General features: G+C 57.2%; 15 protein-coding genes. 10 read left to right on the top strand and 5 right to left on the bottom strand.

What is annotated here, in order from left to right; translation table 11 throughout:
- Positions 1-135: 135 nt before the first annotated feature.
- From glgB to glgP, 5 genes are read left to right on the top strand one after another with little or no spacing between them, the layout of a single operon-like run.
- Positions 136-2,322, top strand: coding sequence for a 1,4-alpha-glucan branching enzyme (glgB, locus tag APU11_RS23755; RefSeq protein ID WP_058650516.1), 2,187 nt, complete (start codon positions 136-138; stop codon positions 2,320-2,322).
- Positions 2,319-4,316: a glycogen debranching protein GlgX gene (gene glgX / locus APU11_RS23750; RefSeq protein ID WP_058650515.1), complete on the top strand. Its 1,998-nt coding sequence runs from the start codon at positions 2,319-2,321 to the stop codon at positions 4,314-4,316. Before glgB ends, glgX begins: the two co-directional genes overlap by 4 nt.
- Positions 4,309-5,604 (top strand): glucose-1-phosphate adenylyltransferase, encoded by a 1,296-nt coding sequence (glgC, locus tag APU11_RS23745; RefSeq protein ID WP_013099110.1) that lies wholly within the window; start codon positions 4,309-4,311, stop codon positions 5,602-5,604. The genes glgX and glgC overlap by 8 nt, the downstream gene beginning before the upstream one ends.
- Positions 5,604-7,037: a glycogen synthase GlgA gene (gene glgA / locus APU11_RS23740; protein ID WP_013099109.1), complete on the top strand. Its 1,434-nt coding sequence runs from the start codon at positions 5,604-5,606 to the stop codon at positions 7,035-7,037. The genes glgC and glgA overlap by 1 nt, the downstream gene beginning before the upstream one ends.
- An 18-nt stretch (positions 7,038-7,055) precedes the next feature.
- The gene (gene glgP / locus APU11_RS23735; protein ID WP_013099108.1) at positions 7,056-9,503 is read left to right on the top strand and encodes a glycogen phosphorylase; all 2,448 of its coding nucleotides are present in this window, start codon (positions 7,056-7,058) and stop codon (positions 9,501-9,503) included.
- Positions 9,504-9,589: 86 nt separating this feature from the next.
- Here glgP and glpD read toward each other — a convergent pair whose 3' ends face one another.
- Positions 9,590-11,098, bottom strand: a complete 1,509-nt coding sequence (gene glpD / locus APU11_RS23730) for a glycerol-3-phosphate dehydrogenase (protein ID WP_020687762.1) — start codon at positions 11,096-11,098, stop codon at positions 9,590-9,592.
- 250 nt (positions 11,099-11,348) lie between these two features.
- Here glpD and glpE point away from each other — a divergent pair, with 250 nt between their 5' ends.
- The 3 genes from glpE to APU11_RS23710 are packed head-to-tail and all read left to right on the top strand — an operon-like array spanning position 11,349 to position 13,334.
- Positions 11,349-11,681: a thiosulfate sulfurtransferase GlpE gene (gene glpE, locus APU11_RS23720; RefSeq protein WP_014833569.1), complete on the top strand. Its 333-nt coding sequence runs from the start codon at positions 11,349-11,351 to the stop codon at positions 11,679-11,681.
- A gap of 47 nt (positions 11,682-11,728) precedes the next feature.
- A complete protein-coding gene (gene glpG, locus APU11_RS23715; protein WP_013099104.1) occupies positions 11,729-12,559 on the top strand; it encodes a rhomboid family intramembrane serine protease GlpG in 831 nt (276 codons plus the stop codon).
- Between the two features lie 16 nt (positions 12,560-12,575).
- On the top strand, positions 12,576-13,334 hold the full coding sequence (locus APU11_RS23710; RefSeq protein WP_013099103.1) for a DeoR/GlpR family transcriptional regulator: 759 nt from the start codon (positions 12,576-12,578) through the stop codon (positions 13,332-13,334).
- 61 nt (positions 13,335-13,395) lie between these two features.
- Here APU11_RS23710 and malT read toward each other — a convergent pair whose 3' ends face one another.
- Positions 13,396-16,101 carry an HTH-type transcriptional regulator MalT gene (gene malT / locus APU11_RS23705; RefSeq protein WP_038985030.1) on the bottom strand — a complete coding sequence of 902 codons (2,706 nt, stop codon included), beginning with the start codon at positions 16,099-16,101 and terminating at the stop codon, positions 13,396-13,398.
- Positions 16,102-16,685: 584 nt separating this feature from the next.
- Between malT and malP the strand changes: the two genes are divergently transcribed.
- Together malP and malQ are read left to right on the top strand one after the other, a co-directional pair.
- Positions 16,686-19,079, top strand: coding sequence for a maltodextrin phosphorylase (gene malP / locus APU11_RS23700; protein WP_023619866.1), 2,394 nt, complete (start codon positions 16,686-16,688; stop codon positions 19,077-19,079).
- Positions 19,080-19,088: 9 nt separating this feature from the next.
- Positions 19,089-21,167 carry a 4-alpha-glucanotransferase gene (gene malQ, locus APU11_RS23695; protein ID WP_023619865.1) on the top strand — a complete coding sequence of 693 codons (2,079 nt, stop codon included), beginning with the start codon at positions 19,089-19,091 and terminating at the stop codon, positions 21,165-21,167.
- A 110-nt stretch (positions 21,168-21,277) separates the two neighbouring features.
- On the opposite strand, the gene gntT is transcribed toward malQ, so the two are convergent.
- The 3 genes from gntT to gntX form a co-directional block, all read right to left on the bottom strand.
- Positions 21,278-22,594 carry a gluconate transporter gene (gene gntT / locus APU11_RS23690; RefSeq protein ID WP_013099097.1) on the bottom strand — a complete coding sequence of 439 codons (1,317 nt, stop codon included), beginning with the start codon at positions 22,592-22,594 and terminating at the stop codon, positions 21,278-21,280.
- 389 nt (positions 22,595-22,983) lie between these two features.
- Positions 22,984-23,559, bottom strand: coding sequence for a Fe-S biogenesis protein NfuA (nfuA, locus tag APU11_RS23685; protein ID WP_013099096.1), 576 nt, complete (start codon positions 23,557-23,559; stop codon positions 22,984-22,986).
- 61 nt (positions 23,560-23,620) lie between these two features.
- Complete coding sequence (gene gntX, locus APU11_RS23680; protein ID WP_038420751.1) at positions 23,621-24,304, bottom strand: DNA utilization protein GntX; 684 nt, start codon at positions 24,302-24,304, stop codon at positions 23,621-23,623.
- Between the last annotated feature and the right edge of the window lie 19 nt (positions 24,305-24,323).

Genomic DNA, 24,323 nt, shown 5'->3' with positions numbered 1-24,323 from the left:
CTATGCTTTAAGGAAGATTTATTTCTCACCTGAGGGTAGGGCGGAGCAGAGAGGATGAGCTGCACCGTTTAGGTCACATTAAAAGTCGTCCCGGAGCGAATAAAAAGGGCGACATAAAAAAACAGGATGAATACCATGTCCGATCGTATTTCGAGAGACGTGATTAATGCGCTTATTGCGGGTCATTTTGCCGACCCCTTTTCTGTGCTAGGGATGCACCGTACAGAGGCCGGGCTGGAAGTTCGCGCGCTGTTACCGGATGCCACAGAAGTGTGGGTCATCGAACCCAAAACCGGCCGCAAGGTGGGTAATCTGGAATGCCTCGACTCACGTGGCTTCTTCTCGGGCGTCATGCCCCGTCGTAAAAATCCCTTTCGTTATCAGCTTGCCGTCATCTGGCACGGTCAGCAAAACCTGATTGACGATCCCTATAGCTTTGGCCCGCTCTTAAAAGAGATGGATGCCTGGCTGCTGTCCGAAGGCACCCATCTGCGGCCTTATGAAACGCTGGGTGCCCATGCGGATACCATGGATGGTATTACCGGCACGCGGTTTGCCGTGTGGGCGCCAAACGCCCAGCGCGTCTCCGTCGTCGGGCAGTTCAACTACTGGGACGGTCGTCGTCACCCCATGCGCCTGCGTCGGGAAACCGGCATCTGGGAGCTGTTCATCCCCGGCGCGCATACCGGTCAGCTCTATAAATTTGAGATGATCGATGCCAACGGCAAGCTGCGCATTAAAGCTGACCCGTACGCCTTTGAAGCGGAGCTGCGCCCGAATACTGCCTCGCTTATTTGCGGCCTGCCGGAGAAGGTGGTCCAGACGGAAGAGCGTAAGCAGGCTAACCGCTTCGACGCGCCAATCTCCGTTTATGAGGTGCATCTCGGCTCCTGGCGTCGCCACACCGATGACAATTTCTGGCTGAGCTATCGTGAGCTGGCTGACCAGCTGGTACCGTACGCCAAATGGATGGGCTTTACCCATCTGGAGCTGCTGCCGGTTAACGAGCACCCGTTCGACGGAAGCTGGGGCTATCAGCCCACCGGGTTATACGCACCGACGCGCCGCTTTGGCACGCGCGACGACTTCCGCTATTTCGTTGATGCCGCACACGCCGCCGGGCTGAACGTCATTCTTGACTGGGTGCCGGGCCACTTCCCATCGGATGATTTTGCGCTGGCCGAGTTCGACGGCACAAAACTGTACGAGCACAGCGACCCGCGCGAAGGCTATCACCAGGACTGGAATACGCTGATCTACAACTACGGTCGCCGTGAAGTCGCGAACTACCTGGTCGGGAACGCGCTTTACTGGATCGAGCGTTTCGGCATTGATGCCCTGCGCGTGGATGCGGTGGCGTCGATGATCTATCGCGACTATAGCCGCAAAGAGGGCGAGTGGATCCCGAACGAGTATGGCGGTCGCGAGAACCTGGAAGCGATTGAGTTTCTGCGCAACACCAACCGCATTATTGGCGAGCAGGTCGAGGGCGCGGTGACGATGGCGGAAGAGTCCACCGACTTCCCGGGCGTTTCCCGTCCGCCGGCAATGGGTGGCCTGGGCTTCTGGTACAAGTGGAACCTGGGCTGGATGCACGACACGCTCGACTACATGAAGCTCGACCCGGTTTATCGTCAGTATCATCACGATAAGCTTACCTTCGGGCTGCTCTACAACTACACCGAAAACTTCATGCTGCCGCTGTCGCACGATGAAGTGGTGCACGGTAAAAAATCCATTCTCGACCGCATGCCGGGCGACGCGTGGCAGAAGTTTGCCAACCTGCGCGCCTACTACGGCTGGATGTTCGCCTTCCCGGGCAAAAAACTGCTGTTTATGGGCAACGAGTTCGCCCAGGGGCGCGAGTGGAACCACGATACCAGCCTCGACTGGCATCTGCTGGAGGGCGCTGACAACTGGCACCACGGCGTGCAGCGGCTGGTCCGCGATCTGAACCTGACCTACCGCCACCATAAAGCACTGCACGAGCTGGACTTCGATCCGTACGGTTTTGAGTGGCTGGTGGTGGACGACCATGAGCGCTCGGTATTTGTCTTTGTGCGCCGGGATAAAGCGGGTAACGAGATTATCGTTGCCAGCAACTTTACGCCGGTTCCACGTCATCATTACCGCTTTGGCATTAATCAGGCCGGTAAATGGCGCGAAATCCTCAACACCGATTCCATGCATTACCACGGCAGTAACGCCGGTAACGGCGGACTGGTCCAGAGTGATGCCATCGAAAGCCACGGGCGCCCCAACTCCCTGAGCCTGACGCTGCCGCCGCTCGGTACCATCTGGCTGGTGCGGGAGGGCGAATGACGCAGCTTACGGCAGGTAAACCCGAACCGCTCGGGGCGAGCTTTGACGGAAAGGGTGTGAATTTCACCCTCTTTTCTGCTCACGCGGAGCGGGTCGAAGTCTGTGTGTTTGATGGGGAAGGTAACGAACATCGTTACGATTTACCGGCGCGCACCGGGGATACCTGGCACGGTTACCTGGCCGGTGGGCGGCCAGGGATGCATTACGGTTTTCGCGTTCACGGTCCCTGGGCGCCTGCTCAGGGGCACTGGTTTAACCCGGCAAAGCTGCTGATTGACCCCTGCGCCCACCGCGTGGAAGGCGAGTTTAAAGACGACCCGATTTTCCACGTTGGCTACGAGGAACCCGACCACCGCGACAGCGCCCACGTGGCCCCAAAAAGCGTGGTGGTGGGCGATCGCTACGACTGGGAAGACGATGCCCCGCCGGGCACGCCGTGGGGCAACACCGTGATTTACGAGGCCCATGTTAAAGGGCTGACCTATCTCCATCCGTCTATTCCCAAAGAGATGCGCGGCACCTATAAGGCGCTCGGCCATCCGACCATGATCGCCTATCTGAAACATCTCGGGATCACTGCGCTGGAGTTGTTGCCCATCGCCCATTTCGCCAGCGAGCCTCGCCTGCAGCGACTGGGGCTGAGCAACTACTGGGGCTACAACCCGCTGGCGATGTTTGCGCTCGACCCCCGCTACGCCGTCCACCCGGACAAGGCGCGGGACGAGTTTCGTGATGCGGTGAAAGCGCTTCATGCGGCCGGTATCGAAGTGATTCTGGACGTGGTGCTGAACCACAGCGCGGAAAGCGATCTCGACGGTCCGACGCTCTCCATGCGCGGAATTGATAACCGTAGCTATTATTGGATCAGAGAGGATGGTGATTACCACAACTGGACCGGTTGCGGTAACACGCTCAACCTCAGCCATCCGGCGGTGACGCATTTTGCGTATGAATGCCTGAAATATTGGGTGGAAACGTTCCACGTCGACGGTTTTCGTTTTGACCTGGCGCCGGTGATGGGGCGCACGCCGGGGTTCAGCCAGCAGGCGCCGCTGTTTGAGGCGATCAAAAACTGCCCGGTGCTCTCGCGGGTGAAGCTGATTGCCGAGCCGTGGGACATTGGTGAAGGCGGCTACCAGGTGGGGAACTTCCCGCCGCTGTTTGCTGAATGGAACGACCACTATCGCGATGCCGTACGCCGCTTCTGGCTGGAGAGAAGCCTGTCGTTGGGGGAGTTCGCCGGACGCTTTGCCGCTTCCAGCGATCTGTTTAAACGTGATGGCAAACGACCGTCTGCCACCGTCAACCTGGTGACCGCGCATGACGGTTTTACGCTCCGGGACTGCGTTTGTTTCAATCAGAAACACAATGAGGCAAATGGCGAGGAGAATCGCGATGGCACTAACAATAACCATAGCTTTAATCATGGTATAGAAGGGTTAGGCGGAAGTCTGGATGTTATTGAGCGGCGACGCGCCAGCGTGCATGCGCTGCTGACGACGCTTTTGTTGTCGCAGGGCACGCCGATGCTGCTGGCAGGGGATGAACATGGCCACAGCCAGCACGGTAACAACAACGCCTATTGCCAGGACAACACCTTAACCTGGCTCGACTGGGGAGAAGCGAACAGCGGCCTGATCCACTTTACCGCGGCGCTGATCCACCTTCGTCAGCAGATCCCCGCGCTCACCGCCAACCGCTGGTGGGAGGAGGGCGACGGCAACGTTCGCTGGCTAAATAAAGACGCGCAACCGTTAAGCGCGCAAGAGTGGCAACACGGCGTACCGCGCCTGCAGATCCTGCTTTCGGATCGCTGGCTGGTTACGCTGAACGCGACGGATGACGTCGCTGAGATTGTTTTACCTGACGGGGAATGGCGCGCCGTTCCCCCCTTTGCCGGAGCGGATAATCCGGTAGTAATGGCTGTCTGGCACGGGCCTGCGCACGGAGTGTGCGTATTCCAAGATGATAAAAAAGGAGTTAGTCATGGTTAGATTAGAGAAGAACGATCCCTTAATGTTGGCACGCCAGCTCCCCTTAAAAACGGTTGCCCTGATCCTCGCTGGCGGGCGCGGAACCCGTCTTAAAGATTTGACCATCAAGCGCGCCAAGCCAGCTGTTCACTTTGGTGGTAAGTTCCGAATTATCGATTTTGCACTGTCCAACTGCCTGAACTCAGGTATTCGCCGCATTGGCGTCATTACGCAGTATCAGTCGCACACCCTGGTGCAGCATATTCAGCGCGGCTGGTCATTCTTCAGCGAAGAGATGAATGAGTTTGTCGATCTCCTGCCTGCCCAGCAGCGTGTTCACGGTGAAAACTGGTACCGCGGCACCGCTGATGCGGTGACCCAGAACCTCGATATCATTCGCCGCTACAACGCGGAGTACATCGTGATCCTCGCCGGGGATCACATCTACAAGCAAGACTACTCCCACATGCTCATCGACCACGTCGAGAAAGGGGCGCGCTGCACCGTGGCGTGTCTGCCGGTGCCCGTTGCCGAGGCGACGGCGTTTGGCGTGATGCACGTGGACGCGGACGATAAAATTATCGACTTCGTTGAAAAACCGGCCAACCCACCAACCATGCCGGGAGATGACACCAAATCGCTCGCCAGCATGGGGATCTATGTCTTTGATGCAGATTACCTTTATGAGCTGCTGGAAGAAGACGACAAAGACGAACACTCCAGCCACGACTTCGGTAAAGACATCATTCCGAAAATTACCAAAGCTGGCATGGCCTATGCACATCCTTTCCCGCTGTCCTGCGTGCAGTCAGATCCGAATGCGGAACCTTACTGGCGCGATGTGGGAACCCTGGAAGCGTACTGGAAAGCCAACCTCGATCTGGCCTCCGTCACGCCTGAGCTGGATATGTACGACCAGAACTGGCCGATCCGTACCCATATGGAATCCCTGCCGCCAGCGAAATTCGTTCAGGACCGCTCCGGCAGCCACGGCATGACGCTGAACTCGCTGGTCTCTGGCGGGTGCATTATCTCCGGCTCGGTGGTGGTGCAGTCGGTGCTGTTCCCGCGCGTGCGTATAAACTCATTCTGTAATATCGATTCGGCGGTGCTGCTGCCGGATGTCTGGGTCGGGCGTTCGTGTCGTCTGCGTCGCTGCGTGATCGACCGTGCCTGCGTCATTCCTGAAGGAATGGTGATTGGTGAAAACGCGGAAGAAGATGCACGTCGCTTCTACCGTTCTGAAGAGGGGATCGTGTTAGTCACACGGGAAATGTTGCGGAAGCTGCAGATCAAACAGGAGCGATGATGCAGGTTTTACACGTATGTTCTGAGATGTTCCCGTTGTTAAAAACGGGCGGCCTGGCGGATGTTCTTGGTGCATTACCCGCGGCGCAAATCGCTGGCGGAGTCGATACCCGAGTTCTGCTGCCTGCCTTCCCGGATATCCGGCGCGGCATTCCCGATGCAAAGGTGGTGACGCGCCGTGACACCTTCGCCGGACGCATCACCCTGCTGTATGGACATTACAATGGCGTGGGCATCTACCTGATTGACGCGCCGCACTTATATGACCGACCAGGTAGCCCGTATCACGATACGAACCTGTTTGCCTATACCGACAACGTGCTGCGTTTTGCGCTGCTCGGCTGGGTTGGGGCTGAAATGGCGGTAGGGCTGGATCCGTTCTGGCGCCCGGACATTGTGCACGCACACGACTGGCACGCGGGGCTCGCTCCGGCATATCTGGCGGCGCGCGGCCATCCGGCGAAATCGGTCTTTACGGTGCATAACCTGGCGTATCAGGGCATGTACTACGCCCATCACATGAATGACATCGATCTGCCATGGTCGTTCTATAACATGCACGGGCTGGAGTTTAACGGGCAGATCTCGTTCCTGAAGGCCGGGCTTTACTATGCCGACCACATCACGGCCGTGAGCCCGACCTACGCCCGTGAAATTACGCAGCCGGAGTTCGGCTACGGCCTGGAAGGGTTGCTCCGTCAGCGCCATCGTGAAGGGCGTTTGTCGGGGATCCTTAACGGCGTCGATGAACAGATCTGGAACCCGGAGACCGACCTGCTGCTCGCGGCCCGCTATGGCCGTGATTCCGTGGAAGACAAAGCGGAAAACAAACGCCAGTTACAAATTGCGATGGGGCTGAAGGTCAACGACAAAGTGCCGCTGTTTGCGGTGGTGAGCCGTCTGACCAGCCAGAAAGGGCTGGACCTGGTGCTGGAGGCCCTGCCGGGTCTGCTGGAGCAGGGCGGACAGCTGGCGCTGCTCGGCGCGGGCGACCCGGTATTGCAGGAAGGCTTCCTGGCGGCAGCGGCGGAACACCCGGGGCAGGTGGGCGTGCAGATTGGCTATCACGAAGCGTTCTCGCACCGGATCATGGGCGGCGCGGACGTCATTCTGGTGCCGAGCCGTTTCGAACCTTGCGGCCTGACGCAGCTCTACGGCCTGAAGTACGGCACCCTGCCGCTGGTGCGACGCACGGGCGGGCTGGCGGATACGGTATCTGACAGCTCACTGGAAAACCTGGCGGACGGTATCGCCAGCGGGTTTGTCTTTGAGGACAGTAATGCCTGGTCGCTGCTTCGGGCGATTCGGCGTGCTTTCGTCTTGTGGTCCCGTCCGTCGCTGTGGCGTTACGTTCAACGTCAGGCGATGTCCATGGACTTTAGCTGGCACGTTGCGGCGCAGTCATACCGCGATCTCTATCAACGCTTGATGTAACGAGGCGAAGTTACTGATATGAACGCTCCTTTTAGTTACTCTTCCCCCACGCTCAGCGTTGAGGCGTTGAAGCATTCTATCGCCTATAAGCTGATGTTTACCATCGGGAAAGATCCGGTCATCGCCAACAAACACGAGTGGCTCAACGCCACCCTGTTTGCGGTGCGTGACCGCATGGTTGAACGCTGGCTGCGCTCCAACCGCGCCCAGCTGTCGCAGGAAACGCGTCAGGTTTACTACCTGTCGATGGAATTTTTGATTGGCCGCACCCTCTCTAACGCGCTGTTATCGCTCGGTATTTACGATGACGTTAAAACCGCGCTGGAAGAGATGGGGCTGGACTTAGAAGAGCTGATTGACGAAGAGAACGACCCGGGGCTCGGTAACGGTGGCCTGGGGCGACTTGCCGCCTGCTTCCTCGACTCGCTGGCGACGCTGGCCCTGCCGGGGCGTGGCTACGGCATTCGCTACGACTACGGGATGTTCAAGCAGAACATCGTGGACGGACGTCAGAAAGAGTCCCCGGACTACTGGCTGGAATACGGCAACCCGTGGGAGTTTAAACGTCACAATACGCGCTATAAGGTGCGGTTTGGCGGACGTATTCAGCAGGAAGGGAAAAAGTCCCGCTGGGTGGAAACCGAAGAGATCCTTGCCGTCGCCTATGACCAGATTGTCCCGGGCTACGATACCGATGCGACCAATACGCTGCGTCTGTGGAACGCGCAGGCCAGTAGCGAGATTAACCTGGGTAAATTTAACCAGGGCGACTACTTCGCGGCGGTGGAAGATAAAAACCACTCCGAGAACGTCTCCCGCGTGCTCTACCCGGACGACTCGACCTATTCCGGGCGCGAGCTGCGCCTGCGTCAGGAGTATTTCCTCGTCTCCGCGACGATTCAGGATATCCTCAGCCGTCACTATCAGCTGCACAAGACCTACGCCAATCTGGCGGAAAAAACCGCCATTCACCTCAACGATACCCATCCGGTGCTGTCGATCCCGGAGCTGATGCGTCTGCTTATCGACGAGCATAAGTTCAGCTGGGACGATGCGTTTGAGGTGACCTGTCAGGTCTTCTCTTACACTAACCACACGTTGATGAGCGAAGCGCTGGAAACCTGGCCGGTGGATATGCTCGGCAAAATTTTGCCGCGCCATCTGCAGATCATCTTTGAAATTAATGACTACTTCCTCAAGACGCTGCAGGAGCAGTATCCGAACGATACCGGCTTGCTGAGCCGCGCTTCTATCATTGATGAATCGAACGGTCGTCGCGTACGCATGGCCTGGCTGGCGGTGGTGATCAGCCACAAGGTGAACGGGGTTTCAGAGCTGCACTCGAACCTGATGGTGCAGTCGCTGTTTGCGGACTTTGCGAAGATCTTCCCGACGCGTTTCTGCAACGTGACCAATGGCGTCACGCCGCGTCGCTGGCTGGCGCTGGCAAACCAGCCGCTTTCTGAGGTGCTGGATGAGCACATTGGCCGCACCTGGCGAACCGATCTCAGCCAGCTGAGCGAGCTTGAACAGCACATTGATTTTCCGGCGGTGAACAAAGCCGTACGAGAAGCCAAGCTGCTGAACAAGAAACGTCTGTCAGTCTGGCTGGCGTTGCATCTGAACGTGGTGGCGAACCCGAAAGCGCTGTTCGACGTACAGATCAAGCGTATTCATGAGTACAAGCGCCAGCTGATGAACGTGCTGCATGTGATCACCCACTATAACCGCATCAAGGCCGATCCGACGGCGGAGTGGGTGCCGCGCGTGAAGATCTTTGCCGGTAAGGCGGCGTCCGCCTACTACATGGCGAAGCACATCATTCACCTCATCAACGATGTGGCGAAGGTGGTCAACAACGATCCGGATATCGGCGACAAGCTGAAGGTGGTCTTTGTTCCTAACTACAGCGTCAGCCTGGCGCAGCTGATCATTCCGGCGGCCGATCTCTCTGAGCAGATCTCCACCGCCGGGACGGAAGCGTCCGGCACCAGTAACATGAAGTTTGCCCTTAACGGCGCGCTGACCATCGGCACGCTGGACGGGGCCAATGTCGAAATGCTGGAGCACGTGGGGGCGGAAAATATCTTTATCTTCGGGAATACCACGGAAGAGGTGGAGGCGCTGCGCAAGAAAGGCTACTCGCCGCGTGAGTATTACGAAGAGGATGAGGAGCTACGTCAGGTGCTGACGCAAATCGCCACCGGGGTGTTTAGCCCAGACGAGCCAGGGCGCTATCGGGACCTGGTGGATTCGCTGATTAACTTTGGCGACCACTATCAGGTGCTGGCGGATTACCGCAGCTACGTGGATTGTCAGGACAGGGTGGACGAGCTTTATCGTCAGCAGGAGAAGTGGACCTGCGTCGCGATGCATAACATCGCTAATATGGGGTATTTCTCGTCCGACAGGACCATTAAGGAGTATGCCGAGAATATCTGGCATATTGATCCGGTGCGGTTGTAAAAACAAAGCCCGGTGGCGCTGCGCTTACCGGGCCTACGGGATCGAGTAGGCCGGGTAAAGCGGAGCCGCCACCCGGCTTTTTTACATCACGACGCCAACGACAGCTCACGCTTCCCCGCATGCTGCAGCAACCACTGCGCCACACGCGACTGCTGTTCGGCATTCAGCCACATACCCTCTTTGGTACGACGCCAGATGGCATCATCCAGACGGCGAACCCACTCATGTTCCACCAGATAGCGCAGTTCGGCTTCGTACAGCTCGTGGCCAAAATGTTCGCCCAGGTCGGCAATCTCTTTCGCGTCACCCAGGATCAATTCCGTGTTGCTGCCGTAGGTACGGGCATAGTGGCGCGCCATGCCTTCCGTGATGAATGGATAGCGACGACGCAGCTTCGCGGCGTAATCATCGCGGTTGTCGCCGATATCACCGCCAGGCAGTACCGCGCCTTTGGTCCATGCCGGGCCAATGCCTTTGTAGTACGGCGCCAGTTTTTCCAGCGCGTGCTCGGCCAGCTTACGGTAGGTGGTGAGCTTGCCACCAAACACGGAGAGCAGCGGTGCCTGACCGTCCACGTCGTGAATATCGAGCGTATAGTCACGGGTAATCGCCTGCGGTGAGTCAGATTCGTCATCGCACAGCGGACGCACGCCGGAGTAAGTCCAGACCACGTCATCGCGGGACAGCTGTTTCTTGAAGTGCGCGTTATACACCTTCAGCAGGTAGTTCACTTCGCTCTCGTCGATCTCGACGTTTTTCGGATCGCCTTTGTACTCCACGTCGGTGGTGCCGATGATGGAGAATTCGTCCATCCACGGGATCACAAACACAATGCGCTTGTCTTCGTTCTGCAGAATGTAGGCCTGCTTCTGGGTGTGCACGCGTGGTACCACAATGTGGCTGCCTTTGATCAGGCGGATACCGTACGGAGATGGCAGATGCATCCCCTCGTCGAAGAACTGTTTCACCCATGGGCCAGTGGCGTTCACCAGACCGCGCGCTTTCCAGCTGAACTTCTCGCCGGTATCCACGTCTTCCGCTTCGACGATCCACAGGCCGTTTTCACGGCGCGCAGCGGTGGCGCGGGTGCGGGTTTTCACTTCGCCGCCTTTCTTCTCAACCATCTGTGCGTTAGCCAGCACCAGACGCGCATCGTCCACCCAGCAGTCGGAATATTCGAAACCGCGCACGATTTCAGGCTTAAGGACCGATTCTGAGCCAAAACGCAAACCGTTTGAACCCGGCAGGCTGGTGCGTTTACCCAGATGATCGTACATAAACAGACCGATTCGAATCATCCACGCCGGACGCAGATGCGGGCGATGGGGCAGGCGGAAGCGCATCGGGATGGCCAGGTGCGGTGCCATCTTCAGCAGCACTTCACGTTCGGCCAGCGCTTCACTGACCAGACGGAATTCATAGTGTTCCAGGTAGCGCAGGCCACCGTGAATCAGTTTGGAGCTGGCGGACGACGTCGCGCAGGCGAGGTCGTTAGCTTCCAGCATCAGTACGGATAATCCGCGTCCTGCGGCGTCTGCCGCAATACCGGCACCGTTGATGCCACCGCCTATCACAATCAGATCTTTGGTTTCCATAACACCCTCACGCACTTTCGTTAAAGCTCAGAAATGTTCGATATCGCTCATAATAGCAAAGGAACGCGCTTTTGGTAACATCAAAAAAACAATTTAGAGTGATATGGATAACATAATGGCGTTTACCCGCCGCCAGGACGTACACTACGGGGTAAAATAGTGCGACTAACTTTTCTCCCTCTCCCCGTGGGAGAGGGCTGGGGTGAGGGCATCAGAGCGCACCCAACCTGAACAACAGAAAGAGAACACCATGGATCAGTTTGAATGTATTAACGTAGAAGAAGCCCACCAGAAGATGCACCAGGGAACGGCGGTGCTGGTGGATATCCGCGATCCGCAGAGTTTTGCGATGGGCCACACCCCGGGTGCGTTCCACCTCACCAACGATACGCTGGGCGCGTTTATGCGCGATAACGACTTCGATACGCCGGTGATGGTGATGTGCTATCACGGCAACAGCAGCAAAGGTGCGGCGCAGTACCTTATTCAGCAGGGCTATGATGCGGTCTACAGCGTCGACGGCGGTTTCGATGCCTGGCATCGTCATTTCCCGGCAGAAGTGGAATACGCTTTTGAGCGCTGATCCCGCTATACTGTCCCCTTTTGTGTGGAAATAAGCGACCGCCGCCCATGTTGATGATCACCTCTTTTACCAATCCGCGCGTCGCCCAGGCGTTTGTCGACTATATGGCAACCCAGGGCATCATCCTGACCGTTCAGCAGCACACGAAAACCGATGTCTGGCTGGCGGATGAAAGCCAGGCCGATCGCGTGAATGCGGAACTGGCCCGCTTTCTTGAGAATCCCGGCGACCCCCGCTATCTCGCCGCGAGCTGGCAGTCGGGGCAGACGGGGAGCGGACTGCACTATCGGCGCTTCCCCTTCCTTGCCACCATTCGCGAGCGCGCAGGTCCGTTTACGCTGCTACTGATGGCGGCCTGCATTATCGTCTTCATCATTATGAACGTGGTGGGCGACCAGAGCGTGATGATCGCGCTTGCGTGGCCGTACGACCCGTCTCTCGATTTTGACGTCTGGCGCTATTTCACCCACGCGCTGATGCACTTCTCGGTGATGCATATTCTCTTTAACCTGCTGTGGTGGTGGTATCTCGGTGGCGCGGTGGAGAAGCGTCTGGGCAGCGGCAAGCTGATTGTTATCACCCTTATCAGCGCTCTGCTGAGCGGCTATGTGCAGCATAAATTCAGCGGCCCGTGGTTCGGTGGTTTATCCGGCGTGGTGTATGCCCTGATGGGCTATGTCTGGCTCAGAGGCGAACGCGACCCCGAAAGTGGCATCTATCTGCAGCGCGGATTGATAACCTTTGCGTTAATATGGCTAATTGCCGGATGGTTTGATCTGTTTGGTATGTCTATCGCCAATGGTGCACACGTCACCGGGCTGGCCGTCGGGCTGGCAATGGCGTTTGCCGACACGCTCCATGCGCGAAAACGAACATAATTCCCAGGGATATTTCATGAAACAAACACAACGTCATGACGCCATTATCGAACTGGTAAAAAAACAGGGATACGTCAGCACCGAAGAGCTGGTGGAACAGTTTGCCGTCAGCCCACAAACCATCCGCCGCGACCTGAACGATCTTGCCGATCAAAACCGTATTTTGCGCCATCACGGCGGGGCGGCGCTGCCGTCCAGTTCGGTTAACACCTCGTGGCATGACCGCAAAGCCACGCAGACGGCAGAGAAAGAGCGCATTGCCCGTAAAGTGGCGAGCCAAATCCCCAACGGGGCGACGCTGTTTATTGATATCGGCACCACGCCTGAAGCGGTCGCCCATGCGCTGCTGGATCACGAAAACCTGCGCATCGTGACCAACAACCTGAACGTGGCCAATACCCTGATGCAGAAAGATGATTTCCGCATCATCCTCGCCGGGGGCGAACTGCGCAGCCGCGACGGCGGCATCATTGGTGAAGCGACGCTCGATTTTATCTCTCAGTTCCGTCTCGACTTCGGCATTCTGGGGATCAGCGGCATCGACAGCGACGGCTCACTGCTGGAGTTTGATTATCACGAGGTGCGCACCAAGCGCGCGATCATTGAAAACTCACGTCACGTGATGCTGGTGGTGGACCACTCCAAATTTGGCCGTAACGCGATGGTCAACATGGGCAGCATCAGCATGGTAAATGCGGTTTATACCGATGTGATGCCACCGGCGGGCGTGATGCAGGTGATTAAAGATAATAATGTGCAGTTAGAGTTATGTTGAGACGCCTTTCTCCCTCTCCCTGTGGGAGAGGGCCGGGGTGAGGGCATCAGCCCGCACAAACCTACACCCCATACCCCATCATCTTCAACAACTGCTGCGCATGCTGCACCGCATCCTGACGGTGCGCCACGCCCAGCTTCTGATACAGATTGCGGATATGCGTTTTGATGGTGGTTGCCGCCACCGCCAGCTCACCGGCAATCTGCTCATTGCTGTAGCCTGAATAGATAAGCCCCAGCACCTGCCATTCGCGCTGCGTCAGCGGGCTGGTGCGAATAAGTTCAGGCACTTCCGGATGGTTCAGCAGGCGTTCAACGAAGTTCTCGTCGAAGTGGGCGAACTTGTGGCGATGGTGCTGGTTAATCTCGCGCAGGATACGCTGGGCGCGGTGCTGATCCAGCTCCGGCAGCGTGTTGAGCTGAATAAGCTGACGCAGCTGTTGAGCCATCACTTCGCCCTCAATCACAAAGTGACTGATAAACCCGGTACGGTTCGCCAGCTGCAACGCCTCCAGCAGCACGCGCTGGGCATCATTTTTACGCCCGGCCTGCCAGTAGAGCTGGTTAAGCAGCAGCAGGTTACGGTTGAGATCGCTCATCAGACGCAGGCTGCGGGCGTTCTCGTTCAGCTCTTCCAGCACAATCTCAGCCGGTTCAAACTCACCGAGCAGGATCTGCGCGCGGGCAATGTTTCGCCACTGGCTTTGCAGGAAGTGGTTATTTGCAAATTCAGGTTTTGGCGTCTGGCGCAGCCAGTTGGCGGCGGATTTCTTATCACTCGTCATCTGCCAGTAAATCACCCGCACCTTATCGGCGTTCGAAACCCAGTCGCTGTGATACTGACCATTGCCGAGCAGGTTCTCCAGACGGTTCAGGTGGTTGCGGGCATTATCCAGATCCCCACGCGCCAGCGAGCATTGCACCAGCAGGGCCAGGCACTGCAGTTGCTGCTGCGGCTGGAAGCCGGAAAGCACCTCTACGCCCTGACGGGCACAGCTCTCTGCTTCATCCAGGCGTGACCACGCCCACAGAAGCTGGGCGCGAATACGCAACAGGAACTCGTGCATTGGCAGCTGTTCAAGATGCTGTTCGCGAATCAGCTGGAACGCCTTTTCCTGATTCTCCCAGGCCGCCTGCAGGAATCCCTGAGCAAATAAAATTTCGCTTTGCTGGATCAGGCTCCACAGCGCGTAATGCCAGACATCATGACGGCGGGCCATCTGTTCGGTTTGTTGCATCAGCGACAGGGAGCGCGTCAGCTCACCCTTGCAGTGCAGTACCTCGCCGTGTACCGACGTCGCCACAATGCGGCTGTAGAAATTGGCCAGCGGCAGCTCATCCAGCGCGACCATCGCCAGCCGCTCTGCTTCTTCCGGATCGCCATCGTTGATTGCTACCTGGGCCCGCAAGGCGTTAAATTCGCCGTGCAGGGTGGTATCCATATCGCTTTCCATCTCCTGCTCGGCACGCGCCAGCAGGGTATTCACTTCGCTGTAGCGGTGCTGGCTCTGCATCAGCCAGGCCTGTAGCAGCACCAGACGCGGGTTCTCCAGCAGGCTCTCCCACGGCAGCGCTTTCAGCGACTCTTCCAGCAGCGTCAGTTCGCTGTGGTTAAACAACCCCCACGCGTGGTTGAGGAGGATATCGCGCAGCATGCCGGCATCACCGGCGGCGAGCGCATGATGGATAGCCTCGCTCGGGAAGCCTTGCGCCATCCAGCTCTCAGCGGCAGCCCGGTGGATGTCCGGCAATTCAGTCGCCAGCTCCCACTGGCAACGCTGGCGCAGGAAACTGCCAAACAGCGGGTGATAGCTGAACCATTCGCCGGGATCGTCCATCCGCGTCAGGAACAGCCCCTGGCGTTCAATCTCTTCAAGCTGCAGCTGACCGTTTTCGCAGCCAGTCACGCGCACAATCAGCGCGTCGTTCATGGAACGCAGCAGGGAGCTCTTCAGCAGGAAATGGCGGGTCGAAGGATCGACGCTGTTCAGCACCTCATCCACCAGGTAATCAGAAAGATGGCTGGCGTTGATCCCCGCCAGGCGACGCGCGGACTGATGTGTCGGGCTGTTGTTTTGCCGGGCGGAGAGGGCAATCAGCTGCAGCGCTGTCGCCCAACCGGCGACATCGTCGCACAGGCGGCTGCTTTCAGCGGCCTCAATCGGTGAGTTCAGGCGGCAGTCGAAGAACTGTTTGGCTTCCTGATGGGTAAAGGCCAGCTGCTGGCTACCCACTTCCAGCAGCTGATCGCGCACGCGCAGATTGGCAATGCCCAGCTGCGGCAGGTTACGCGACAGCACCACCAGGGTCAGGTTTTCCGGCTGATGGCGCAGGAAGAAGCGCATGGACTCATGGATCACCGGGTTAGTGATCAGATGATAATCATCAATGACCACGTAAAGCGGGCGGTGCCACTCAGCCAGTTCAATAAACAGCTGAGAGAAAAGGGAGGACAGGCTGGCGTACTGGCGCTTTTGCACCATCACTTCGCTGGCCACGCAGTGCCCGTTGGTGGCCTGCTGAATGGCGGCAATCAGATAGCTGGCAAAACGTTCTTGCTGGTTATCGCCCTCATCAAGGGAGTACCAGCCAAGATCGCTTTTACCTGCGGCCCATTGCGAAATGAGCGTTGTTTTTCCATAACCTGCAGGGCTCGTAACCAGCGCCAGTCGGAAATTATGCGCGCCGGAAAGTTTAGCCAACAGACGCTCGCGGACCACTGTATGGTCAAGACGAACCGGGCGACTTAATTTAGACGGAATCAACATAGGTTTCACTTCACTGTGGGGAACGAGAGAATTTATTTTTTTTGCGCTTCGTAATTAATAGATATAAGGTCGGCCAGAAAGAGAACTATTGCAAGTTATGTCTGGTTTTGGTGGCTCTGAATTTGCACTCTGTCACAAAACATTCAGAGAGATGATGGAACTTTCTGGAAAGGGCTGTGATGCCGCGTCAATGCTGGCTTGTATGGCTGTGCTGCGGCTGCGCTGAAACTGGTTTCAGAAAGGTATAGTGACGTCAAATTTAATAAACGCGGGGTAAAGTTTAGTGAAATTAATAATCTTCTTCGTCTGACCCGGTTGCAGAAATATTATTCTACGTAAGTAATCATTTCAGCGCGTTTTAATTTCACCCGAAACTGCATTTCATTTTCCTGACACGCTTCCCGGTTATCTTTTTATCTTCCTGAAACACTCCGACTATGCTCTCAGAGTGGCCTCGATCACACTTTTATGCTCATCCCCGCTACTCCTCCCTGCCTAATCCCCTGCGGGAGGAGGAAGAGGAGAAATGAGCCAGGCACACTAGCGCCAACTTGTGTTTTCTTTCTAAAGGATGCCGATCCCCTATGTCACAGCCTACCTTCAACAAAGCTCAATTCCAGGCTGCCCTGACGCGTCAGTGGCAGCGTTTTGGCCTTCATGCTGCAAACGAGATGACGCCTCACCAGTGGTGGCAGGCGGTGAGCGGTGCGCTCGCAGAGCAGCTGGATGCTCAACCTCTGGCAAAACCGGTAAAAGGTCAGCGCCACGTCAACTACATCTCGATGGAATTCCTGATCGGTCGTCTGACCGGCAACAACCTGCTGAACCTCGGCTGGTATCAGGAGGTTGGGGATGTGCTGAAAGAACACGACATTAACCTGACCGACCTGCTGGAAGAAGAGATTGACCCGGCGCTGGGCAACGGTGGTCTGGGACGTCTGGCGGCCTGTTTCCTCGATTCGATGGCAACGGTTGGGCAGTCGGCCATTGGTTACGGCCTGAACTATCAATACGGTCTGTTCCGTCAGTCATTTGCAGACGGGCATCAGATGGAAGCGCCGGACGACTGGCACCGTAACACCTACCCGTGGTTCCGCCACAACGCGCAGCTGGATGTGCAGGTGAACATTGGCGGTAAAGTATCAAAACAGGGTCTCTGGGAACCGGCATTTACGTTTATCGGCGAAGCCTGGGACCTGCCGGTGCTCGGTTACCGTAACGGCGTGGCGCAACCGCTGCGTCTGTGGCAGGCGAAGCATGCGCATCCGTTTAACCTGACCAAATTTAACGACGGCGATTTCCTGCGTGCCGAACAGCAGGGCATCGACGCCGAGAAGCTGACCAAAGTGCTCTACCCGAACGACAACCATCTGGCGGGCAAGAAACTGCGTCTGATGCAGCAGTACTTCCAGTGCGCCTGCTCCGTGGCGGATATTCTGCGTCGTCACCACCTGGCGGGCCGCAAGCTGGCACAGCTGCCTGACTTTGAAGTGATTCAACTTAACGACACGCACCCGACCATCGCTATTCCTGAACTGCTGCGTGTGCTGATCGACGAGCACCAGCTGAGCTGGGATGATGCCTGGGCGATCACCAGCCGCACCTTTGCTTACACCAACCACACCCTGATGCCAGAAGCGCTGGAGTGCTGGGACGAGAAGCTGGTGAAAACGCTGCTGCCGCGCCATATGCAGATCATCAACAAGATTAACGACCAGTTTAAAACGCTGGTTGATAAAACCTGGCCGGGCAACAAAGCGGTCTGGGCGAAGCTGGCCGTGGTGCATGACAAACAGGTGCGCATGGCAAATATGTGCGTGGTGAGCGGCTTTGCGGTGAACGGTGTGGCGGCGCTGCACTCGGATCTGGTGGTGAAAGACCTGTTCCCGGAATATCACCAGCTGTGGCCGACCAAATTCCATAACGTAACTAACGGCATCACGCCGCGTCGCTGGATCAAACAGTGCAACCCGCTGCTGGCCGGTCTGCTGGACAAAACGCTGAAGAAAGAGTGGGCCAACGATTTGGACCAGCTGATCAACCTGGAAAAATACGCGGACGACGCGAAATTCCGCGAACAGTACCGCGCCATCAAGCGGGATAACAAAGTGCGTCTGGCGGCGTTTGTGAAAGCGCGTACCGGGATCGAGATTAACCCGAACGCCATTTTCGACATCCAGATTAAGCGTCTGCACGAATATAAACGTCAGCACCTGAACCTGCTGCATATCCTCGCGCTGTACAAAGAGATCCGCGAGAACCCGCAGGCTGACCGTGTGCCGCGCGTGTTCCTGTTCGGCGCGAAAGCGGCACCGGGCTACTACCTGGCGAAAAACATTATCCTCGCCATCAATAAAGTGGCGGAGGCTATCAACAACGATCCGAAAGTGGGCGACAAGCTGAAAGTGGTGTTCTTGCCGGACTACTGCGTCTCTGCCGCAGAGATGCTGATCCCGGCGGCGGATATCTCCGAGCAGATCTCGACCGCGGGTAAAGAAGCGTCTGGTACCGGCAACATGAAGCTGGCGCTGAACGGCGCGCTGACTGTTGGTACGCTCGACGGTGCGAACGTAGAGATTGCCGAGAAGGTTGGAGAAGAGAACATCTTTATCTTTGGTCATACCGTTGAAGAAGTGAAAGCCCTCAAGGCCAAAGGCTACGATCCGGTGAAATGGCGTAAGAAGGACAAAGTGCTGGATGCGGTGCTAAAAGAGCTGGAAAGCGGTAAATACAGCGATGGCGATAAGCATGCGTTTGACCAGATGCTGCACAGCATGGACAAACACGGCGGCGACCCGTATCTGGTGATGGCGGACTTCACGGCCTACGTGGAAGCGCAAAAACAGGTCGACGTGTTGTACCGTGACCAGGAAGCGTGGACCCGGGCGTGCATTCTGAACACCGCCCGCTGCGGAATGTTCAGCTCTGACCGTTCAATCCGTGATTATCAGACTCGTATCTGGCAGGCAAAACGCTAAGGAAGCGCGATGGAGAGTAAACGTCTGGACAGTGCCGCGCAGGCGGCGGGGATCAGCCTTAGTTACATTAATGCTCACGGCAAACCACAGTCTATTGGCGCCGACACCAAAAGACGTTTGCTGGATGCCATGCACAAAACCGACGCGAAAGCGTCGGCCACGCCGGTACCGAACGTTAAAGTCTTCACCGCGGGCAAAAAGATGTCGCTGGCGGTGGAAGGACGCGGCGAGTTTACCTGGCTGCTGACCACCGAAGAGGGACATCAGCACAAGGGTCACGCCACTGGCGGCAAAGCACTCACCCTTCCGGCGAAGCTGCCGGAGGGTTACCACACCCTAACGCTCACCCAGGACGAGCTGCGCTTTCACTGCCGGTTGATCGTGGCGCCAAAACGTTGTTATGAGCCGCAGGCGTTGCTCGAAGGCAAAAAGCTGTGGGGTGCCTGCGTGCAACTCTACACCCTGCGCTCTGACAGCAACTGGGGCATCGGCGATTTTGGTGACCTGAAAAAGATGCTGGCATCGGTGGGGGAGCGCGGCGGCGCGTTTATCGGCCTCAACCCGATCCACGCCCTCTATCCGGCTAACCCGGAGAGTGCCAGCCCGTACAGCCCGTCGTCCCGTCGCTGGCTGAACGTGATTTACATCGACGTGAATGCGTTAGACGATTTCAAAAACAGCCCGGAAGCGCAGGCGTGGTGGGCACTTAGCACCACTCAGCAGGCGCTGAAGCAGGCGCGCGAAGCAGACTGGGTGGACTATTCCACCGTGACGGCGCTGAAGATGGCTGCCCTGCGTCTGGCGTGGAAAGGCTTTTCTCAGCGTGATGACGAGGAGATGGCCGCCTTCCGTCAGTTTGTGGCGCAGGAGGGCGAGAGCCTCTACTGGCAGGCGGCGTTCGATGCGCTGCATGCGTATCAGGTGAAAGAGGACGAAATGCGCTGGGGCTGGCCGGTCTGGCCGGAGGCGTATCAATCCGTCGACACGCCTGAAGTCAAAGCGTTCTGTAAAAAATACGCCGATGAAGTGGACTTCTACCTGTGGCTGCAGTGGCTGGCGTACAGCCAGTTTGCCGACTGCTGGCAGGTGAGCCAGGGCTATAAGATGCCGATCGGTCTGTATCGCGACCTGGCCGTTGGCGTGGCAGAAGGTGGGGCGGAAACCTGGTGTGACCGTGAGCTGTACTGCCTGAAGGCCTCCGTAGGCGCACCACCGGATATTCTGGGCCCGCTCGGCCAGAACTGGGGCCTGCCGCCGATGGATCCGCACGTGATGGCGGCGCGTGCCTACGAGCCGTTTATCGATCTGCTGCGCGCCAACATGCAGAACTGCGGCGCGCTGCGTATCGACCACGTGATGTCCGTGCTGCGCCTGTGGTGGATCCCCTACGGTGAGACGGCCGATCACGGGGCGTATGTTCAGTATCCGGTTGACGATCTGCTGTCGATCCTGGCGCTGGAAAGCAAGCGCCATCAGTGCATGGTGATCGGCGAAGATCTCGGTACCGTGCCGGTAGAAATCGTCAGTAAGCTTCGCGACAGCGGCGTTTACTCCTATAAAGTGCTCTATTTTGAAAACGACCATGAGAAAACCTTCCGCGCGCCGCAAGCGTACCCTGAACAGTCAATGGCAGTCGCGACGACGCATGACCTTCCTACGCTTCGTGGCTATTGGGAAAGCGGCGATCTGACGCTCGGTAAAACCCTGGGTCTCTATCCGGATGAAGATGTCCTTCGCGGCCTGTATCAGGATCGCGAGCTGGCGAAGCAGGGTCTGCTGGATGCACTGCATAAGCACGGCTGTCTGCCGAAACGCGCCGGGCATAAAGCGTCGCTGATGTCGATGACGCCGACGCTCAACCGCGGATTGCAGCGCTACATTGCCGACAGCAACAGCGCCCTGCTGGGCCTGCAGCCGGAAGACTGGATTGATATGGCGGAGCCGGTGAACATCCCGGGCACCAGCTATCAGTACAAGAACTGGCGCCGCAAGTTATCCACCACGCTTGAGACGATGTTTGCTGATGACGGGGTGAACAGGCTGATTAAGGATTTGGATAAGCGGCGAAAAGCAGTCGCGAAGAAGTGATAAAAAACCCGCCAGTGGCGGGTTTTTTATTGCCCGGCGGCGCTACGCTTACCGGGCCTACATGGAGCGAGTAGGTCGGGTAAGGCGAAGCCGCCACCCGACTTATGGCATCAGACCACCATATTCAACAGCAGCACCCCGACCAGACCGCACACCGAAATAATGGTTTCCAGCGCGGACCAGGACTTGATGGTTTCACCGATAGTCAGGTTGAAGTACTCCTTGAACAGCCAGAAGCCCGGATCGTTCACGTGTGAGAAAATCACGCTACCGGAACCGACGGCAATAACCATCAGCTCAGGGCTGACGCCCGTGGTGGCAATCAGTGGCGCAACGATACCGCCCGCGGTGATTGCCGCAACGGTTGCAGAACCCAGCGCGATACGCAGAACTGCGGCGATAGACCAGGCCATCAGAAGCGGCGACACGTTGGTTTCATGCATCATGGCCGCGATGTATTTATCCACACCGCTATCGACCAGAACCTGCTTGAACGCACCGCCACCGCCGATGATCAACAGCATCATGGCAATGATTTTGATGGAAGAGGTCAGCGTGTCGTTGATCTGATCCATGGAACGACCGCGGTTCAGGCCGAAGGTGAACATCGCGATCAACACAGCAATCAGCGTGGCCATCACCGGGTCGCCGAGGAACTCAGCAACGGACAGGAACGCGTGACCTTTCGGCAGAACCATCTCTGCCACGGCGCGCATCGCCATCAGGATCACCGGGACCAGAGAGGTCCAGACGCTGACGCCAAAGCCAGGCATTTCTTCTTCGGTGAAGGTTTTCGCGCTGTACAGACCTTCCGGAATCGGCTTATCAATGCCTTTCAGGAAGCGGGCATAAACAGGGCCTGCCAGAATCACGGTTGGGATGGCCAGAATCGTACCGAACAGCAGGGTTTTACCCATATCGGCGTGGAAAATGGTGGCGATAGCGGTTGGGCCCGGGTGCGGTGGCAGGAAGCCGTGCGTCACGGACAGCGCTGCTGCCATTGGCACACCGACATACAGCAGCGGAATGCTCGCCGCCGCCGCAATGGTGAAGACCAGCGGCAGCATCAGCACGAAGCCCACTTCATAGAACAATGCGAAACCGACGGTAAAACCGGTTAACACAACTGCCCACTGGATGTTCTTCTTACCAAATTTGTCGATAAGCGTGGTGGCAATACGCTGTGCACCACCGCAGTCCGCCAGCATTTTGCCGAGCATGGCGCCAAAGCCCATGATCAACGCCAGGCTGCCGAGCGTACCGCCGACACCCGCTTTAATGGAGCTAATAACTTTGACCAGCGGCATCCCTTGCATCAGACCGACTGCAAGTGCCACCAGAACCAGAGCGATAAACCCGTTCATTTTGAAACGGATCATCAAGAGCAGTAATAACACAACACCGATAGCAACGATGACTAATGGCATGATTTACCTGGCCTTTGAATTGTTATGGGTAACGTCATTGTTTCAACGACACGTTCCGGTTGTCCCAACTGGGAACAGAGTGGTTAACGGCACTAATACTGATACCTTGGAAACTATTTAGTTTAGTCGGCTGTTATGAGTGTGTTTAGTGCCCATGAGAATGATACGGGTAACATGACGTGATTGAGAATCACCCTGGAGGGCAAAATTTAAATTATGAGACGCAGGTCAACATATGGAGGTAAACGCAAAACGGTAACCGCAAGGTTACCGTTTTTAATGTTTTCACCCTCTCCCGTGGGAGAGGGGCGGGGTGAGGGCATCAGACCGCACTATTTTTGTAGGCCCGGTAAGCGCAGCGCCACCGGGCAATACAGACGGGCAATGAATCAGTAGTAAGAGTGCTCGCCGCGCTGGTGTTCGGTCAGGTCACGCACGCCTTTCAGTTCAGGGAACTCGTTCAGCAGCTGCTTCTCGATCCCTTCTTTCAGGGTCACATCGACCATGGAACAACCGTTACAGCCGCCGCCAAACTGCAGAATTGCGTAGCCTTCGTCGGTGATTTCCATCAGGGAAACGCGACCACCGTGACCGGCCAGCTGCGGGTTGATCTGGGATTGCAGCAGATACTCTACGCGCTCCATCAGCGGGGCATCGTCAGATACTTTACGCATTTTGGCGTTTGGCGCTTTCAGCGTCAGCTGCGAGCCCAGCTGGTCGGTGACGAAGTCGATCTCCGCATCTTCAAGATACGGCGCGCTCAGCTCATCAACATATGCCGTGAGCTGGTCAAATTTAAGGGCAGTGTCAGTTGCTTCCACCGCGTCTGGCGGACAATAGGAGACACCACATTCTGCATTCGGAGTGCCTGGATTGATCACAAACACGCGGATCTGCGTCCCTTCTTCCTGATTTGCCAGCAGTTTGGCAAAGTGCGCTTGTGCAGAATCGGAAATACGGATCATAGCTTTGGCCTAATAGTTGACTAAATTACCTGGGTATAATCATACGCCCATTGGAGAAGGGCTACAAGGTACGGCACAGACACCATACCTGAACCGACGCGGCGCCGCTTTGCAAAAGCAGTCGGGAAAGTTCAGCAACGGTACTGCCTGTGGTGACGACATCATCCACAATCGCGATATGGAGCCCTTTGACGGCGAATTCAAGGCGAAAGGCGTTTTTGAGGTTCCTTTTGCGAAGCCGGGCGCTCAGCTGATGCTGAATGGCAGTGGCATGGCGGCGCGTCAGCGCAGCGGCTGGGTACTGACAGCCGAGCCACCGGGCGAGCGGGCGACAGAGCAGGTCGCTCTGGTTGTAGCCGCGTCGCCAGTGACGGCGCCGGTATAAGGGCACATTCAGCACCATATCCACTTTCGGCAGCGCGCGCGTGCGCCGTGCCTGCAACACCGCCAGCAATAACAGGCGGGCGAGAGGGCGAGCCAGCGCAATCTGGCCGGAAAACTTCAGCGCGTGGATAAGCCTGCTTAACGGTGGAACGTAATCATCGATCGCCACCAGGGCGCTCCACGGTGGTGGCTTTTTCAGGCAGCGACCGCAGGGAAACTGTGGACTGTACGCCGGTAAACCGCACTGCGGGCAGGTCGTGATGCGGCTTGCCAGCGAACGCGTGCAGACGGAACAGACTCCCCACGCGCTCAGCGCAAGTGGCATTCGACATAGCCAGCACAAGCCGGGCACTGTTAGCATAGACAACCTCCATGTAAAA

It is taken from the genome of Enterobacter sp. 50793107, assembly GCF_001463365.1.
In the GTDB taxonomy this organism is placed as follows: domain Bacteria; phylum Pseudomonadota; class Gammaproteobacteria; order Enterobacterales; family Enterobacteriaceae; genus Enterobacter; species Enterobacter cloacae.
Note: the sequence above shows the minus strand (reverse complement) of the source record. Positions and strands in the feature narration are given on the sequence as shown.